A 16,915-nucleotide genomic window follows, 5' to 3' on the forward strand; every position below is an offset into this window, starting at 1 on the left:
TGGTCCCTGATGGCCGCCGAGCTCACCGTCCCCCAGCTGTCCGCGCTCTCCGAACGGCACCGGCCCACCCTGGACCAGGCCCTGTCCGCGATCCGCAGCCGCGCCTACTGGTCCCCGCACCCCGAGCACCCCAAGGCGTACGGCGAAACGGCCCCCGCCGACGGGCTCGCCGCGTTCCAGGCGCTGAGCGGCACCCGGTTCGAGCTGGACCAGCCCGGCACCGACGGCTGGACCGGGGGCGAGGTGTCCCCGTACGGCCCGGAGCTCGGCGTGGAGTACCCGCACGCGGACATCGACGTACTGCTGCCCGCGATGAAGGCCGGCATGGGCGCCTGGCGCGACGCGGGCCCCGAGGCCCGTGCCCTGGTCTGCATCGAGATCCTGTCGCGCATCTCCGCCCGTACGCACGAATTCGCGCACGCGGTCATGCACACCAGCGGCCAGGCCTTCATGATGGCCTTCCAGGCGGGCGGCCCCCACGCGCAGGACCGCGGCCTGGAGGCGGTGGCCTACGCGTACGAGGAGCAGATGCGGGTCCCCGCGCAGGCCGACTGGTCGAAGCCGCAGGGCAAGAAGGAGCCGCTGGAGCTCGGCAAGACCTTCACCGCGGTCCCCCGGGGCATCTCCCTGATGATCGGCTGCAACACCTTCCCGACCTGGAACGGCTACCCGGGCCTGTTCGCCTCCCTGGCCACGGGCAACGCGGTGCTGGTCAAGCCGCACCCGCGCGCCGTCCTCCCGCTGGCCCTCACCGTCAAGGTGGCCCGCGAGGTCCTCGCCGAGAACGGCTTCGACCCGAACCTGGTCGCGCTCGCCGTCGAGCGCCCGGGCGAGGGCATCGCCAAGACCCTGGCCGTCCGCCCCGAGATCAAGCTGATCGACTACACGGGCTCGACGGAGTTCGGCGACTGGCTGGAGGCCAACGCCCGTCAGGCGCAGGTCTACACCGAGAAGGCGGGCGTCAACACCGTCGTCATCGACTCGACCGACAACTACAAGGGCATGCTGTCCAACCTGGCCTTCGCGCTGTCCCTGTACAGCGGCCAGATGTGCACCACCCCGCAGAACCTGCTGATCCCGCGCGACGGCATCGACACCGACGCCGGCCACAAGACGTACGACGAGGTCGTCGCCGACCTCGCGGCCTCCGTCGGCGGCCTGCTGGGCGACGACGCCCGGGCCAACGCGCTGCTCGGCGCGCTGGTCAACCCGGACGTCAAGGCCCGCCTGGAGGCCGCGGCCTCCCTCGGCGAGGTCGCGCTGCCCTCCCGCGAGGTCACCAACCCCGAGTTCCCGGGCGCCGTGGTCCGCACCCCGGTGATGGTCAAGCTGGACGCCTCCAAGCCCGATCCGGAGGCGCCGTACCTCTCGGAGTGCTTCGGCCCGGTCTCCTTCGCGGTCGCGGTGGACTCCACGGCGGACGCGCTCGACCTGCTGCGCCGTACGGTCCGGGAGAAGGGCGCCATGACCGTCGGCGCCTACACCACCTCCGCGGACACCGAGCGGGCGATCGAGGAGGTCTGCCTGGAGGAGTCCGCGCAGCTCTCGCTGAACCTGACCGGCGGGGTCTACGTCAACCAGACCGCGGCCTTCTCGGACTTCCACGGCTCGGGCGGCAACCCGGCGGCCAACGCGGCGCTCTGCGACGGCGCGTTCGTCTCCAACCGCTTCCGCGTGGTGGAGGTCCGCCGCCAGGCCTGAGGCCCGCCCGGCATCCCGGGCCGTGCGACCGGCACGGCCCGGGACCCGGAAACAGGTTGCCGCGCTCAGCCGCGGACGAGGGCGACCAGGTCCGCGCGGCCCGACGCAGCGATCAGCGGCGCCTGGTCGCGGGAGCCCGCCGCGAGACTGACGCGCGCCGCGTTCACGGCCCGCACCACCGGGTTGTCGGCGCCACCCTCCTCCCGCGACTTCGCGTGGAGCGCCTTCGGGTCCACGTAGTCGTAGGTGTCACCCCGCAGCCGGCGGGCGGAGATCTCGTCCTCGACGCGGCGCAGGTCCCGGGCGGCCAGGTAGTCGGCCTGGGAGATCCTCGCCCAGACCCCGGTGCCGCCCGTGATGAAGAAGTGGTTGGGCGAGCCGTTGGGGTTGAGGGCGCTGTTGTCGACCAGATAGGTGCGGCCGGACCGGACCGTCAGGTCCTTGCCGAACAGTTCCGCCCACCTGCCGCTCGACTTGCGCAGCAGCCCTTCGACGAACTCGCCGACCTCCACGGCCTCGGCGAGGATCGTCGCGTCGGCGACCGACGCGTGGAAGAGGCTGTTGAGCGCCACGGCGGCCGGGCTGCTGCCGCAGTGACGGTAGGAGTGGCGCTGCAGGGACATGCCCAGCCGCAGCGGCCAGGTTCCCTCCACATCGACGTTGACGACGTTCCCGGTGATCGTTGCGGTGGCCATGGCGGGTCCCCCTCGCGGACGGCGGCTTCACGACACGACCACGATGCGGGGAAGCCGTGGACGTCCCCTGAATGTCCACTGAACGAACTACCGACCGATATGTCGAACGGCTTTCCGAACGACCTAGCGGGGACCGCCCCAGTGGAACAGGGTCATCGCGACGCTCGTCGCCAGGTTGTAGCTGGAGACCTGCGGCCGCATCGGCAGGGACACCAGGTGATCGGCGCGGGCGCGCAGCTCGGGCGAGATGCCGTGGCGTTCCGACCCGAAGGCGAGGAGGGCGTCGTCGGGGAGGGTGAGGGAACGGATGTCCTCGCCCTCCGGGTCGAGCGCGTAGAGCGGCCCGGGCGGCAGCGTGTCCAGCGTGATCCGCTCCACGGTGGTGGCGTAGTGCAGTCCGGCGCCGGCCCGGACCACGTTCGGGTGCCAGGGGTCGAGGTCGCCGCGGGTCACGACGCCGGTGGCGCCGAAACCGGCGGCGAGGCGGACGACCGCGCCGACGTTGCCGAGGTTGCGCGGGTTGTCGAGCACGACGACCGGGGCGGGCCGCGGCAGCCGGCCGAGCCCGGCGAGGCCCTGCGCCCGGTCGGGCCGCCGCGCGAGCGCGGCGACCCCGGTGGGGTGCACGCGGGGCAGCAGCACCTTGAGGTCGGCCCTGCGCACGAGCCGTGCCACGTCCTCATCGACGTCCGGAGCCAGCTCGCGGGCCAGTGCCCGTACGGCGTCCGGGTCGTCGGCGACGACCATCCGCACGTCGGCGCCGAACCGCAGGGCGTGCTTCAGGGCGTGGAACCCGTCGAGCAACACGAGCCCGTCGTCCAAGGCGGCCTCCCGCCACTCCCGCCCGACCACACCGCTGCCCTGCCCATCGCTCATACCCGTGACCCTAAGGCCAGGCCCGCCCCTTCCCGCCGCGCGGTCGCCCTGTCGGCCGCCGCGAGGGCCGCCGGGCTGGCGGGGCCATCCCCTACCCGGCCCTTCCACCGTTCCCCGGGGCTCCGCCCCGGACCCCGCGCCTCAAACGCCGGCGGGGCTGGATTGCCCGCAGGGCGATTCCAGCCCGCGCGGCGTTTGAGCGCACGGGCGCGCAGCGCCCGGAACGGGTCCGGGCAGAGCCCGGGGAACGGTGGAAGGGCGGGTAGGGGACACGGCCCCGCAGGGAACGGGCCGGCTCAGCCGCCGGTCGTGCTCGGGGCCGGCTCCGCGGGAGCGAGCGCCCGCTCCGGCTCGGCCGAGGCACGCCGCCGCACGGCGACCCGCGCCCCCACCCACACCAGGAACCCGGTCGGCAGGAACACCGCATCGGCGGCGATCATCGCCAACGAAAAGAACGGCAGCCCCAACAGCACCGCGATCCCCGCATGCTCCAGCATCATCACGCCGAGCAGCACGTTCTTGATCCGCCGGTTGAACAGCGTGAACGGGAACGCCACCTGCGCCGCCACCGTCCCGTACGTCAGCAGCATCACCATCGTCCCGCTGCCCGCCAGCAGTCCCGACAGCCCCGGCCACGGCGTGAAGTAGTCCAGCCCCAGCGGGTAGTACAGGGCCGTGCCGTCCTGCCACCGCGAGCCCTGGATCTTGTACCAGCCCGCCGTCGCGTAGATCAGGCAGACCTCCGCCATGATCACCAGCATCCCCGCGTTGTGCAGCAGGTTGGCCAGGACGTCCAGGACGGCCTGCCCCTCCCCCTCCGGGTCGTGGCGGTCCACCAGCCACCACAGCCCGCACATCACCCACACCGCCGCGAACGCCGCCAACCAGCCGGCACTGAACCGGCCGGTCACCGCCCCGTACGCGTACACGACACCCAGCACGGCCCACAGCACCGGCCCGGCCGCGCCCGCCGTCGCCGAGCCGCGCCTGCGGGCCCGCCGCGCGTCCAGCGACCACACCTGCGCGCACCGGGTCAGCACCAGGTAGATCGCCATCAGGTGGACGACGTTGTCCCCGCCGTCGCCCATGAAGACGCTGCGGTTCTGCAGCGACAGCACGCCGACCATGAACACCACGGAGGTGGCCCTGGTCCGCCAGCCCAGCAGCAACCCCGCGCTCGCCAGCACCGCGACCGCGTAGACGATCTCGAACCACACCGCCGAGCCGGACCACATCAGCACGCTGAACGCCCCGTTGGAGGCCGTCAGCCGCTCCGCGAGCGACCAGCTCCACGGCCCGTCCGGCCCGTAGAGCTCGCCCCGGTTCGGGAACTCCCGAAGCAGGAAGAAGAGCCACGTCCCGGCGAAACCGATGCGTACGACGGCGCTCTGGTAGGGACCCAGCGCCCGCCCGGTGACCTGCTCCAGCCCCCTCGCCAGACCGGATCTCACACGGTCCACCACGGCAGCTCCCGGTAGTACGTCTGGGTGTCGGTGGTCTCGTCGCTCCACTCGGGCGCGGCCACCGCCGTCGTCGCCGAGCGCATCTGGACCCGCAGCAGGCGCCCGCCGTCGCGGTCCACGAGCTGCGGCGTCAGCCGATCCAGCGCGATCCGCCGCAGGTACTGCTCGGACAGCTCGCCGCGCTCCCCGTTCGGCCGGTTGTCGTCGTCGTGGGAACCGGTGAAGAAGTCCCAGGCCCTGCGCAGCTCGTTCTGCTCGGTGTGGCTCGGCAGCAGGCTGTGCCGGATGGCCGCGCCGTCCTCGGCGCTCAGGTCGCGCCAGTCGGTGGTGACCAGCTCGCCGCCGGAGGTGCGCACCTGGGCGCGCACCTGCACGGCGATGTTCTGCTGGAGCGGGTTGGGCGCGAAGAGCTTCCAGTTCTGCTCGAACTCGGGATAGATCCACGCGTCGATCGTCTTGGCGTGCCGCTTGCTCAGCGTGTTGGACGGGGCGACGTGCAGGAAGACCAGTGCGAGGTGCGCGCAGGCGGCCACCGCGACGACCCCCAGCGCGAGGGCGGCGACGACACGGAAGCGGGGGGACAGACCGGCGATCCCCGGTGCCCGCGGGGGCGCCGGAGCGGGTGGCTCGGCGGCCCCTCCGGCGCTCTCGTGCTCGTACGAATCCATCCCGCCCCGATCGTCCGGCGTCCACAGCGCCGGCCACAGAGGTTGACCACAGAGGTTGACACCCTACGGGCCGCCGTCTCACCATTGAAGAGGATGAACCGAACGATCGGTCGGTCGGGCGGTAGGCACTGGCAGGACAGACACTGACGAGGGGCCGGGATGGTGGCAGTGACCCCGGAAACAGATCCGGGCATGACCGCGCAGCTCGCGGCGGCGTTCGACGCGGCCGTGGCGGCGGAAGAGCGCGTGGAACCGCGCGACTGGATGCCGGAGGCGTACCGCAAGACCCTGGTCCGCCAGATGGCGCAGCACGCCCACTCCGAGATCATCGGCATGCAGCCCGAGGCGAACTGGATCACCCGCGCCCCCTCGCTGCGCCGCAAGGCCATCCTGATGGCCAAGGTCCAGGACGAGGCCGGCCACGGGCTGTACCTCTACAGCGCCGCCGAAACCCTCGGCACCAGCCGCGACGAGCTGCTCGACATGCTCCACGAGGGCAAGCAGAAGTACTCCTCGATCTTCAACTACCCCACCCTGACCTGGGCGGACGTCGGCGCCATCGGCTGGCTCGTGGACGGTGCGGCGATCACCAACCAGGTTCCGATCTGCCGCTGCTCGTACGGGCCCTACGCCCGCGCCATGGTCCGGATCTGCAAGGAGGAGTCCTTCCACCAGCGCCAGGGCTTCGAGCTGCTGATGGCCCTGTCCAAGGGCACCGAGGCCCAGCACGCGATGGCGCAGGACGCCGTGAACCGCTGGTGGTGGCCGTCGCTGATGATGTTCGGCCCGCCCGACGACGAGTCCTCGCACTCGGCGCAGTCGATGGCCTGGCGGATCAAGCGGCACTCCAATGACGAGCTGCGCCAGCGGTTCGTCGACATCGCCGTCCCGCAGGCGGAGGCCCTGGGCCTGACCCTGCCCGACCCGGACCTCAAGTGGAACGAGGAGCGCGGGCACCACGACTTCGGCGCCATCGACTGGGCCGAGTTCTGGGACGTCCTCAAGGGCAACGGCCCCTGCAACGAGCAGCGGCTCGGACAGCGGCGCGCGGCCCACGAGGAAGGCGCCTGGGTGCGCGACGCCGCCGCGGCGTACGCGGACAAGCAGACGGCGAAGACCGTCGCAGAGAACGCACGGAACGCACAGAACGACGTGGAGGCACGGGTATGACGCAGAACTGGCCCCTGTGGGAGGTGTTCGTGCGCTCGCGCCGCGGCCTCTCGCACACGCACGCCGGAAGCCTGCACGCCCCCGACGCGGAAATGGCCCTGCGCAACGCCCGCGACCTGTACACCCGGCGCAGCGAAGGCGTCTCCATCTGGGTGGTGCCCTCCACGGAGATAACCGCCTCCTCGCCCGACGAGCGCGACCCCTTCTTCGCGCCGTCCGCCGACAAGCCGTACCGCCACCCCACCTTCTACGACATCCCGGAGGGGGTGAGCCACCTGTGATCGGCACCGATGTCACGATGTCGGCCGCGCTCGCCCTCGGCGACGACGCGCTGATCCTCTCCCACCGCCTCGGCGAATGGGCCGGGCACGCCCCCGTCCTGGAGGAGGAGGTCGCGCTCGCCAACATCGCCCTCGACCTGCTGGGCCAGGCCCGCATCCTGCTCTCCATGGCGGGCGACGAGGACGAGCTGGCGTTCCTGCGCGAGGAGCGGGCCTTCCGCAACCTCCAGCTGGTCGAGCAGCCCAACGGAGACTTCGCGCACACCATCGCCCGCCAGCTCTTCTTCTCCTTCCACCAGCACGAGCTGTACGGGGAACTGGCGCGCGGGGACGGCCCGTTCGCGCCGCTCGCGGCCAAGGCCGTCAAGGAGACCGCGTACCACCGGGACCACGCCGAGCAGTGGACCCTGCGCCTCGGTGACGGCACCGAGGAGAGCCACGCCCGCATGCAGGCCGCGCTGGACGCGCTGTGGAAGTTCACCGGGGAGATGTTCGAGCCGGTGGAAGGGCTCGACGGCGTGGACTGGGCCGCGCTGGAGCAGCGCTGGCTCGCCGCGGTCGGCGACGTGGTGGAGCGGGCCGGGCTCGCCCTGCCCGAGGGGCCGCGCACCGGGGCCTGGGCTGCCGGCGCCGGACGCCAGGGCCTGCACACCGAGCCGTTCGGCCGGATGCTCGCCGAGATGCAGCATCTGCACCGCAGCCATCCGGGGGCGTCGTGGTGACGGCGGGCACCGGGACCGGCACCGTGACGAGCCGCCTGGAGGCCGAGCTGGCCGCCCTGGCCGGATCCGTGCCGGACCCGGAGCTGCCCGTGCTCACCCTCGGGGAACTCGGCGTGGTGCGCGGCGTGCGGATGCACGAGGACGGCCACGCCGAGGTCACCCTCACCCCCACCTACACCGGCTGCCCGGCCATCGAGGCCATGTCCGCCGACATCGAGCGGGCCCTGACCGGTCACGGCATACCCGAGGTGCGGGTGACCACAGTGCTGTCCCCCGCCTGGTCCACCGACGACATCAGCGCCGAGGGCCGCCGCAAGCTCGCCGAGTTCGGCATCGCCCCGCCCCGGCCGCACGCGGCCGGGGGGCCGGTCCCGCTCACCCTGTCCGTCCGCTGCCCCAACTGCGGATCGACCGACACCGAACTGCTCAGCCGGTTCTCCTCCACCGCGTGCAAGGCGCTGCGCCGCTGCGTCGCCTGCCGCGAACCGTTCGACCACTTCAAGGAGCTGTAGATGGCCGCACCCCGCCACGGCGCGTTCCACCCGCTGACGGTGGCGGCAGTCGACCGGCTCACCGACGACTCGGTGGCCCTGACCCTGCGGGTCCCCGGAGAACTGCGCGAGGACTACCGGCACGCCCCCGGCCAGCACCTGACCCTGCGCCGCACCGCCCCCGAGGGCGGCACCGAGGTCCGGCGCACCTACTCGATCTGCTCCCCCGCCCCGGCGCCGGACGGCCCGGGCCCGGAGCTGCTCCGGGTCGGGGTGCGGCTGGTGGAGGGCGGCGAGTTCTCCACGTTCGCGCACAAGGAGATCGCCGCCGGGGACGTGCTGGACGTGATGGTCCCGGCCGGCCGGTTCGTGCTGGACCCGGCAGCGGCCCCGGCCGCGGGGCACTACGCGGCGATCGTGGGCGGCAGCGGCATCACGCCGGTGCTGTCGATCGCCGCCTCGCTGCTGGCCGCGCGGCCCGACGCCCGTTTCTGCCTCTTCCGCAGCGACCGCACCGCGGCGTCGACGATGTTCCTGGAGGAGGTCGCCGACCTCAAGGACCGCTACCCCTCCCGGTTCCAGCTCGTCACGGTCCTCTCCCGCGAGGAGCAGGAGGCCGGGCTGCCGACGGGCCGGCTCGACGAGGAGCGCCTGACCGGCCTGCTGCCCGCGCTGCTGCCGGTGGCCGAGGTGACGGGCTGGTTCCTGTGCGGCCCGTACGGGCTGGTGCAGGGCGCGGAGCGGGCCCTGGCCGCGCTCGGCGTCGCCCGGACCCGGGTTCACGAGGAGATCTTCCACGTCGAGGACACCGCCGGCCCGGTCCGCACGGCGGCCCCGACGACCGCCTCCCACGTGCGGGTCACCGCCCGGCTCGACGGCCGCTCCGGCACCTGGCCGGTGCAGGACGGCGAATCCCTCCTCGACGCGGTGCTCCGCAACCGCGCGGACGCCCCGTACGCCTGCAAGGGCGGAGTCTGCGGCACCTGCCGGGCCTTCGTGGTGTCGGGCGAGGTCACGATGGAGCGGAACTTCGCGCTGGAGTCCGAGGAGACGGAGGCCGGTTTCGTCCTGGCCTGCCAGTCGCACGCGGTGACCGAGGAAGTGGAGATCGACTTCGACCGCTGAGGCGCCGCACGCCCGGCCCCCTGTGCAATTACAGGAACCTGTTCTATCTTGACGCACCGTCAGACCGAACGGATCCGGTGCGCGCACGGGAGGACAGGCAGTGGACTTCACCTTCACCGAGGAGCAGCAGGCGGCCGTCGAGGCGGCGAGGGCCGTGTTCGCGGACGTCGCGGCCGACGGCGTGCCCAGCCCCGCCCTCACCCCCGGGGCCGTCGCCGACGACTTCGACCGGCCGCTGTGGGCCAGGCTCGCCGGATCCGACCTGCTGAGCCTGGTCCTCGCCGAGGAACACGGCGGCGCCGGCCTGGACGCCATCGCCCTGTGCCTGGTGCTGCGCGAGGCGGCGAAGGTACTGGCCCGGGTGCCGCTGCTGGAGCACTGCGCCACCGCCATGGCCGTCCAGGCCCACGGCGGCCCCGAACTGACCGCCGCCCTGCTCCCCGGAGCCGGCGACGGCACGCTCGTCCTGACCGTCGCCGCGCACGGCCGCTCCGGCCACGACCCGGCCGAACTCGCCGTCACCGCCCGCAGGGAGGGCGCCGACTGGATCCTGGACGGCACCCAGACCGCCGTCCCCTGGGCGCAGAGCGCCGACTGGATCGCCATACCGGCCCACACCGGCGAAGGGGACGCCGTCCTGGCGTTCGTCGCCCGCACCGCCTGCGGCCTCGCACTCGCCGAGCAGGTCTCCACCAACGGGGAGCGGTACGCCGAGCTCGCCCTGGACGGCGTACGGGTGGCCGCCACGCACCTCATCGACGCCCCCGGCGCCTGGGAGGCACTGCGTCAGCTCCTGGCCACCGGGACCTGCGCCCTCGCGCTCGGACTCGGCGAAAGCGTCCTGGCGATGACCAGCCAGTACACCGGCAAGCGCGAGCAGTTCGGCTTCCCGGTGGCCACCTTCCAGGCCGTCGCCGTCCAGGCCGCGGACCGCTACATCGACCTGCGGGCCATGGAGGTCACCCTCTGGCAGGCCGCCTGGCGGCTCGAAGCGGCCACGGCGGGCGCGGGCGGGCCGCTGCCGAGCTCCGGTGACGTCGCGGTGGCCAAGATCTGGGCCTCGGAGGGCGTACGCCGGGTCGTGCAGACCGCCCAGCACCTGCACGGCGGCTTCGGCGCCGACACCGACTACCCGTTGCACCGCTACCACGCGTGGGCCAAGCAGCTGGAACTCCAGCTCGGCCCGGCCGCCGCGCACGAGGAGGCCCTGGGCGACCTGCTGGCCGCCCACCCCCTCGCGTGACGGGAACCGCTACAGCACGAAGGCCGGGTTCCCGCTGTCCGTCACCATCGGGCGCCCGGCACGCTCCCAGGCCTGCATGCCACCGTCCACGTTCACGGCGTCGATCTCCTGGCGCACCAGGTACTGGGTGACCTGAGCGGAACGCCCGCCCACCCGGCACATCACGTGCACCCGGCGGCCGTCCTCGACGGCCTCCGTCAGCTCGCCGAAACGGGCCACGAAGTCGCTCATCGGGATGTGCAGCGCACCCTCGACGTGCCCGGCCGCCCATTCGTCGTCCTCACGGACGTCCAGAACGAAGCCTTCAGCGGGCACCGAGCCGGCGTCCACCGAGGGAAGCGGTCCGAAGTTCATACGTCGCCTTCTCTCATCACAGATCCGACTCCCCAACCTATCCGACCGCCCGAACATCCGGCCCCGCCGCCGAATCCGGCAGGGGCCGAATCCAGCCCCGCCAGGGGGCACCTCCCAGCGGTAGCCGGGAGAGTTCGATGCGTGGGGTCCGGGGCGGAGCCCCGGCAAGCCGGGCCCGGCCCGGGCCGCCCACGTCGCGGCGGCCCGCCCACCGACCCCGCTCAGCCCGCGGCGGCGGCCAGCTCGGCGGCGAGCTCGGCCTCCCGCTCGGAGACCTCCGCCAGCAGCTGCTCCGCGATCTCCTCCAGCAGCCGGTCCGGGTCGTCCGGGGCCATCCTCAGCATGGACCCGATCGCGCCTTCCTCCAGCTCCTTGGCCACCAACGCCAGCAGCTCCTTGCGCTGCGCGAGCCACTCCAGGCGGGCGTACAGCTCCTCGCTCTCGCTCGGAGCGGGCGGCGCGACCGCGGGCCCGGCCGCCCATTCCTCGGCCAGCTCGCGCAGCACCTTCTCCTCGCCCCGCGCGTACGCGGCATTGACCCGGACGATGAACGCGTCGCGGCGTCCCCGCTCGGCCTCGTCCTGGGCGAGGTCCGGGTGGGCCTGACGGACCAGCTCGCGGTACAGCCGCCGGACCTCCTCCGTCGGCCGCACCCGCTGCGGCGGCCGCACGGGCTGATCGGTGAGCATCGCGGCCGCGTCGTCGGCGATCCCTTCCGAGCCCATCCAGTCGTGGAACAGCTCGTCCACACCCGGCATCGGCATGACCAGCGAACGCGCGTCCCGCGCCCGCCGCAGATCCTCGGGATCCCCGGTGCGGGCGGCCTTCGCCTCGGCGATCAGCGCGTCCAGTTCGTCGAGCCGCGCGTACATCGGGCCGAGCTTCTGGTGGTGGAGGCGGGAGAAGTTCTCCACCTCCACCCGGAAGGTCTCCACCGCGATCTCGAACTCGATCAGCGCCTGCTCGGCGGCCCGCACGGCCCGCTCCAGCCGCGCCTCGGGCCGCTCGTCGGCGGTCTGCTCAGACTGCTCGGTGTGCTCACTCACCCGGCCAGCCTACGGCGATGTTTCACGTGAAACACCACCCCGCCCACAGCGGGCCCGCGGGACCCTGCCGGGACCCGCCGGGCCCGCACCGGGGCGACGGGTCAGACGCCCATCTCCGCCGCGATCCGCCCGTTCCGGATCGCCGCCACCAGATCCGCGTGGTCGGCCTCCGAACGGTCCGCGTAGGCCACCGCGAAGGTGGCGATCGCCTCGTCCAGCTCGTCGTTCTTGCCGCAGTACCCGGCCAGCAGTCGCGGATCGGCGCTGTGCGCGTGCGCCCGGGCCAGCAGCGCCCCCGTCATCCGCCCGTAATCGTCGATCTGGTCGGCGGCCAGCGCCGCCGGGTCCACACTGCCCTTGCGGTTGCGGAACTGCCGCACCTGGAAGGGCCGGCCCTCCACCGTGGTCCAGCCGAGCATGATGTCGGAGACCACCTGCATCCGCTTCTGCCCGGCCACCACACGGCGACCCTCGTGCTCCACCGGCGCCGTCTCGAAACCGGCCGGCAGGTGCGGCAGCAGCACCGAGGGCCGTGCCTCCTTCACCTGGAGCACCAGCGGCTCGCCCCGGTGGTCCAGCAGCAGCACCACGTACGAACGCGTGCCCACGCTCCCGGTGCCCACCACCCGGAACGCCACGTCGTGGATCGCGTAGCGGGCCAGCAGCGGCAGCCGGTCCCCCTGGAGCGTGCTCAGGTACGGGCCCAGCGAGGCCGCCACGGCCGCCGCCTCCCCGTCCCCGACCCGGCGCAGCACGGGCAGCGCGTCCACGAAGCGGCGGCCGCCGTCCGGGCCGATCTCCGTCGACTTGGCCGCGAACCGGGCCGAGGTGTTGTTGCGGGCCTTCTCGGAGACCCGCTCCAGCGTGCCCAGCAGATCACGGGCATCGGTGTGCGAGACGAGTTCCTCGTCCGCGATGGCGTTCCACGAGTCCAGCGCCGGCAGCTTGGCCAGCAGCCGCATGGTCCGCCGGTACGCGCCCACCGCGTCCAGCGCGGCCGCCCGGCAGGTGTCCTCGTCCGCGCCGGCCACGCGCCCGGCCAGCACCAGCGAGCTCGCCAGTCGCTTCACGTCCCACTCCCACGGACCGAACACGGTCTCGTCGAAGTCGTTCAGGTCGATGACGAGCCGTCCGCGCGCGTCCCCGTAGAGGCCGAAGTTCGCCGCGTGCGCGTCGCCGCACAGCTGCGTGCCTATGCCGGTCACCACGCCGCCGGACAGGTCGTGCGCCATCAGCCCGGCCGCCCCGCGCAGGAAGGCGAAGGGGTTCGCGGCCATCCGGCCGACGCGTATCGGGGTCAGCTCGGCGACCCGCCCCGCGTTGGACTCCTCCACCGCGCGCACGGCGTCCGGCCGCCCGGAGGGAGCCTCGAAGCGGGCGTGCGCCGACCTCGGGACACGGCCGCGCAGCGCCTTGCCCTCCTCCTTGGGCGAGCCCGCCGCCACCTTCGGTCCGAAGCCCGCCACCACCGGTATCCGCTGACCGGCAACCGTCGAAACCGCAGCCATTCGCGCCGCCCCCACCCATCACCCGTGCATTGATCACTTCCCGAACGGGCTGAACCGTATCTACAGCCCGGCGTCCCTGGCCAGCAGCGCCGCCTGCACCCGGTTCTCGCACCCCAACTTCGCCAGGATCCGGCTCACGTAGGTCTTCACCGTCGCCTCGCTCATGTGCAGCCGCCGGCCCGCGTCCGCGTTCGACAGGCCCTCGCCCAGCAGCGCCAGCACCCCGCGCTCCCGGTCGCTCAGCGCGGCGACCTGCCGCCGGGCCTCCTCGCCGCGCGCGGCGGCCTTCCCCGACGCCAGCTGGTCCACCACGTGCCGGGTCGCCGCCGGCGAGAGGTACGCGTCCCCGGCCGCGGCCGCCCGCACCGCGCCGATCAGTTCGCCCGGCGCCGAGTCCTTCAGGAGGAAACCCGCACCGCCCTGCCCCAGGGCCCGCAGCACGTTCTCCTTCTCCCCGAAGGTGGTCAGGATCAGCGCCCGCACCTGCGGCACGGCACGCCGCAGCTCGCCCAGCGCCGACAGCCCGTCCAGCACCGGCATCTGGATGTCCAGCAGCACCACGTCCGGCGCGTGCGAACGGGCCAGCTCCACCGCCTCCCGGCCGTTCGCCGCCTCCGCCACGACCTCGATGTCCGGTGCCGAGGTGAGGATCATCCTGATCCCGGCCCGGATCAGCGGCTCGTCGTCGGCGATCACCACTCGGATCACTTCGGCTGTCACCCGCGCTCCTACTGCTTGACCTCGTAGACCTGCTTGTCCACGACTTTGCCGTCCTTGAAGCAGAACCGGAAAACGGTGTCGGTGGTCAAGTTCTCCTGCGGCTCCGTCGACAACAGCGTCAGACAGCTCGAACCCTCCGGTCGCGGCGGCCCCTTGCGGTCCAGTCCCTGCGTCAGCATGTTGGCTCCGTCGGGCAGCCGGCCCCGCACCGCCTGCTCGGGTTCGCCCATCTTCACGGCGTCGAACTCCGCCCGGTCGATCATCGCCTCGTTCGCCGACCCCACCAGGAACACCATCCCGGCGCCGAGCACGATCACCAGCAGCACCAACGCCGCCACCGCGATCCCGCAGCCCATGGCGACGCCCCCCGAGCGGCCGCGCACCTTCACGGCCAACTCCCGGTCCACCGCGTCCCAGTCCATCGGCGGCACGTTCTTGGGCGCCCGCGCCCCCCAAAGCCCCCGCGCCTGCGCCTGCTGCCCGAAGTCGTCGGCCACCTCCTCGGCCCCGACCGGCTCCTCCTCGGCCCCGGCCGGCCCCGCCCCGTACGGCAGCACCCCGGCCACCCGGAACCCGCCCCCCTCGGCCGGGCCCGCGTGCACCATCCCGCCGACCAGCCGCGCCCTCTCCCGCAGCCCCGTCAGCCCCTGCCCGCCCGACACCACGTCGCCGGCCCCCGGACCGGCCGCCGGCCCGTTGGCGATCTCCACGACCAGCGAATCGTCCTCGTAGCGCAGTTCGACCGTGATCGGGGCACCGGGAGCGTGCTTGTAGGCGTTCGTCAGCGCCTCCTGCACGATCCGGTACGCCGCGTGGTCGCAGGCCGCGACCAGCGGCCTGGGCTGCCCCGACGTGGTCAGCCGTACGTCCGTACCCGCGACCCGCGCGGCCTCCACGACCCCCTCGATGCCCGCCACCCCGCGCGCCGCGGGCTGGGCCGCCTCCTCCGCGGGCAGCGGCGCCTCCACCCCGTCCCGCAGGATCCCGACGACCTCCCGCAGTTCGTGCATGGCCGCCACCGAGGCCTGCCGCAGCACCCCCACCGCCTCGCGCTGACGGTCGGTCAGCTTCGGATCCACCTCCAGCGCACCCGTGTGCACGGAGATCAGCGCCAACTGGTGGCCCAGGCTGTCGTGCATGTCCTGCGCGATGCGCTGCCGCTCGCGCAGCCTCGCCTGACCGGCGACCATGGCGCGCTCGCGCAGCAGCTGGCCGTTGCGCTCCTGCAGCGCACGCAGCAGCGTCCGGCGCTGCGACCAGTACCGGCTCGCCAGGCCCGGCATCAGCGTGATCACCAGGAACATCAGGGTGGAGAAGACCAGCACCAGCAACGGCCGCATCTGCGACCACTGGTCCCACACGCTGAGCCCCACCGCCGCGAGGAAGGCCAGCGTGAACGCGGTCAGGGCCCGGCCCACCCCCACGATCCGGCGCCCCGCCGACCAGCCGAGCAGCACCGTCACCAGGAACACCCCGGGCAGGACCGCACCGGCCGCCGAGCCGACCACGAGGGTGGTCCCCGGCAGCCGCCGGCGCAGCAGGGTCAGCACCGCCACGACCAGCACGGACAGCGCCATCCGCGCCCCGGAACCCTTGTCGAGTTCTTCGACGCCCAGACCGAGCACGCCCATCACGACGACGAGGGCCAGATCACCGGCCAGCATCCGCCGCGTCCAGGGGCCGGGCCCCTTGAGCCAGTCCCATCCCGCCCGCGCCTTCGCCATCACATCCACGCGCCGACCCTAGACACCGGGGCCTCCGTCCGGCCTCCCTCTTTCGTCGCGCCCCGCTCGACGAAAGTCGGAGTTTGCCGACGGCTAGAGTGCGGGCTGATCTTTTGCCAGTGAAGAGGGGGTTCCCGGCAATGAACGCAACAGTGACAGCAGTCAGCAGCAACGGCGCGTACTCGTTCACCAAGCCGAACCGCGACAGCATCACGCTGCTCGCGGGACACGGAGTGGAGGGCGACGTACACGCCGGTGTGACCGTCAAGCACCGCTCCCGCGTCGCGCAGGACCCAACCCTGCCGAACCTGCGCCAGGTCCACCTCATCCATGAAGAACTCTTCGCCGAGGTCGGTGGCGAGGGATTCGACGTGGCGCCCGGAGAGCTCGGCGAGAACATCACCACCCGTGGCATCGACCTGCTCGGCCTGTCGACCGGCACTCTGCTGCGCATCGGCGACGCGGCAGTGCTGGAGGTGACCGGCCTGCGCAATCCCTGCCTGCAGATCGACGCCTTCCAGGACGGACTGCTCAAGCAGGTCGTCGGCCGCGACGAAGCCGGAAACATCGTGCGCAAGGCCGGAATCATGACCATCGTGAAGGAAGACGGCGTGGTCCACCCCGGCGACAGAATCGAAGTGGAACTCCCCGACGGGCCGTTCCGCCCCCTGGAACGGGTCTGAACAGGACCTGAAAGGGATCCACGTCACACCTGCCCGCTCGCTCACGAAGAGCGGTGCAGGGGGCGTGGGCACAACACACCGCGGAACAAAGCGAAACGGCCGCCACCGCTTTCGCGATGACGACCGTTTCGTCGATGTGGGCGAGGGGGGATTTGAACCCCCACGTCCCGAAGGACACTGGCACCTGAAGCCAGCGCGTCTGCCGTTCCGCCACTCGCCCGAGCAGCGTCCCAGTGGTTCTTCCCTTTCGGGCCGTTCCCCTGGCGACGTCGAAACATTAGCACGTCGGACGGGGTGGATTCACATCGCTTTCCCCGGACCCCCGCACCCCGCCGTGGACAGCCCCTCCCGCACTTCCCTCCCGGTGCGGGACACTGTCCTCGGGCCGCCCCTACGATCCCTTGTGAGGACCAACACTCGTCCGCACAGGACCGATGGGGAACCA

17 protein-coding genes and 1 tRNA gene are annotated in these 16,915 nt (G+C 72.6%); 8 read left to right on the forward strand and 10 right to left on the reverse strand.

Features of this window, described 5'->3' with window-relative positions:
• Window positions 1-9 precede the first annotated feature (9 nt).
• Window positions 10-1,701 (forward strand): phenylacetic acid degradation protein PaaN, encoded by a 1,692-nt coding sequence (gene paaN / locus ACFYZL_RS15415; protein ID WP_384745955.1) that lies wholly within the window; start codon window positions 10-12, stop codon window positions 1,699-1,701.
• Window positions 1,702-1,766: 65 nt separating this feature from the next.
• Here the strand turns inward: paaN and ACFYZL_RS15420 are convergent, their stop codons facing one another.
• The 4 genes from ACFYZL_RS15420 to ACFYZL_RS15435 all read right to left on the reverse strand — a co-directional run bounded on the left by ACFYZL_RS15420 (window position 1,767) and on the right by ACFYZL_RS15435 (window position 5,403).
• Window positions 1,767-2,396, reverse strand: a complete 630-nt coding sequence (locus tag ACFYZL_RS15420; protein ID WP_384745956.1) for a hypothetical protein — start codon at window positions 2,394-2,396, stop codon at window positions 1,767-1,769.
• Window positions 2,397-2,519: 123 nt separating this feature from the next.
• Entirely contained in the window at window positions 2,520-3,272 is a 753-nt protein-coding gene (locus ACFYZL_RS15425) for a TrmH family RNA methyltransferase (RefSeq protein ID WP_388679275.1), read from the reverse strand.
• A gap of 296 nt (window positions 3,273-3,568) precedes the next feature.
• On the reverse strand, window positions 3,569-4,732 hold the full coding sequence (locus ACFYZL_RS15430) for an HTTM domain-containing protein (protein ID WP_388679278.1): 1,164 nt from the start codon (window positions 4,730-4,732) through the stop codon (window positions 3,569-3,571).
• On the reverse strand, window positions 4,720-5,403 hold the full coding sequence (locus ACFYZL_RS15435; RefSeq protein WP_384757991.1) for a DUF5819 family protein: 684 nt from the start codon (window positions 5,401-5,403) through the stop codon (window positions 4,720-4,722). Before ACFYZL_RS15435 ends, ACFYZL_RS15430 begins: the two co-directional genes overlap by 13 nt.
• Before the next feature lie 192 nt (window positions 5,404-5,595).
• Here ACFYZL_RS15435 and paaA point away from each other — a divergent pair, with 192 nt between their 5' ends.
• From paaA to ACFYZL_RS15465, 6 genes are all read left to right on the forward strand, one after another.
• Window positions 5,596-6,573: a 1,2-phenylacetyl-CoA epoxidase subunit PaaA gene (gene paaA, locus ACFYZL_RS15440; RefSeq protein WP_384757988.1), complete on the forward strand. Its 978-nt coding sequence runs from the start codon at window positions 5,596-5,598 to the stop codon at window positions 6,571-6,573.
• Window positions 6,570-6,854: a 1,2-phenylacetyl-CoA epoxidase subunit PaaB gene (gene paaB, locus ACFYZL_RS15445; protein WP_384757985.1), complete on the forward strand. Its 285-nt coding sequence runs from the start codon at window positions 6,570-6,572 to the stop codon at window positions 6,852-6,854. Before paaA ends, paaB begins: the two co-directional genes overlap by 4 nt.
• 17 nt (window positions 6,855-6,871) lie before the next feature.
• Window positions 6,872-7,576 (forward strand): 1,2-phenylacetyl-CoA epoxidase subunit PaaC, encoded by a 705-nt coding sequence (paaC, locus tag ACFYZL_RS15450; protein ID WP_384757997.1) that lies wholly within the window; start codon window positions 6,872-6,874, stop codon window positions 7,574-7,576.
• Between the two features lie 23 nt (window positions 7,577-7,599).
• Window positions 7,600-8,088: a 1,2-phenylacetyl-CoA epoxidase subunit PaaD gene (gene paaD, locus ACFYZL_RS15455; protein WP_384736065.1), complete on the forward strand. Its 489-nt coding sequence runs from the start codon at window positions 7,600-7,602 to the stop codon at window positions 8,086-8,088.
• Complete coding sequence (locus ACFYZL_RS15460) at window positions 8,089-9,192, forward strand: 2Fe-2S iron-sulfur cluster-binding protein (RefSeq protein ID WP_384757981.1); 1,104 nt, start codon at window positions 8,089-8,091, stop codon at window positions 9,190-9,192.
• A gap of 100 nt (window positions 9,193-9,292) precedes the next feature.
• The gene (locus ACFYZL_RS15465; RefSeq protein WP_388679284.1) at window positions 9,293-10,435 is read left to right on the forward strand and encodes an acyl-CoA dehydrogenase family protein; all 1,143 of its coding nucleotides are present in this window, start codon (window positions 9,293-9,295) and stop codon (window positions 10,433-10,435) included.
• Window positions 10,436-10,444: 9 nt separating this feature from the next.
• Here the strand turns inward: ACFYZL_RS15465 and ACFYZL_RS15470 are convergent, their stop codons facing one another.
• The 5 genes from ACFYZL_RS15470 to ACFYZL_RS15490 form a co-directional block, all read right to left on the reverse strand.
• Entirely contained in the window at window positions 10,445-10,789 is a 345-nt protein-coding gene (locus tag ACFYZL_RS15470; protein WP_384586119.1) for a rhodanese-like domain-containing protein, read from the reverse strand.
• 221 nt (window positions 10,790-11,010) lie between these two features.
• On the reverse strand, window positions 11,011-11,835 hold the full coding sequence (locus ACFYZL_RS15475) for a hypothetical protein (protein WP_384752691.1): 825 nt from the start codon (window positions 11,833-11,835) through the stop codon (window positions 11,011-11,013).
• Window positions 11,836-11,936: 101 nt separating this feature from the next.
• A complete protein-coding gene (locus ACFYZL_RS15480) occupies window positions 11,937-13,343 on the reverse strand; it encodes a DUF2252 domain-containing protein (RefSeq protein ID WP_384752688.1) in 1,407 nt (468 codons plus the stop codon).
• Window positions 13,344-13,403: 60 nt separating this feature from the next.
• Window positions 13,404-14,063, reverse strand: a complete 660-nt coding sequence (locus tag ACFYZL_RS15485; RefSeq protein WP_384752685.1) for a response regulator — start codon at window positions 14,061-14,063, stop codon at window positions 13,404-13,406.
• A gap of 8 nt (window positions 14,064-14,071) precedes the next feature.
• Window positions 14,072-15,787 carry a sensor histidine kinase gene (locus ACFYZL_RS15490; protein ID WP_388679458.1) on the reverse strand — a complete coding sequence of 572 codons (1,716 nt, stop codon included), beginning with the start codon at window positions 15,785-15,787 and terminating at the stop codon, window positions 14,072-14,074.
• A 140-nt stretch (window positions 15,788-15,927) separates the two neighbouring features.
• Between ACFYZL_RS15490 and ACFYZL_RS15495 the strand changes: the two genes are divergently transcribed.
• A complete protein-coding gene (locus ACFYZL_RS15495; RefSeq protein WP_384752684.1) occupies window positions 15,928-16,470 on the forward strand; it encodes an MOSC domain-containing protein in 543 nt (180 codons plus the stop codon).
• Between the two features lie 137 nt (window positions 16,471-16,607).
• On the opposite strand, the gene ACFYZL_RS15500 is transcribed toward ACFYZL_RS15495, so the two are convergent.
• Window positions 16,608-16,690, reverse strand: a tRNA-Leu gene (locus ACFYZL_RS15500).
• Window positions 16,691-16,915 lie beyond the last annotated feature (225 nt).

Origin of the sequence: Streptomyces sp. NPDC001717, from assembly GCF_042892775.1 — a bacterium.
In the GTDB taxonomy this organism is placed as follows: domain Bacteria; phylum Actinomycetota; class Actinomycetes; order Streptomycetales; family Streptomycetaceae; genus Streptomyces.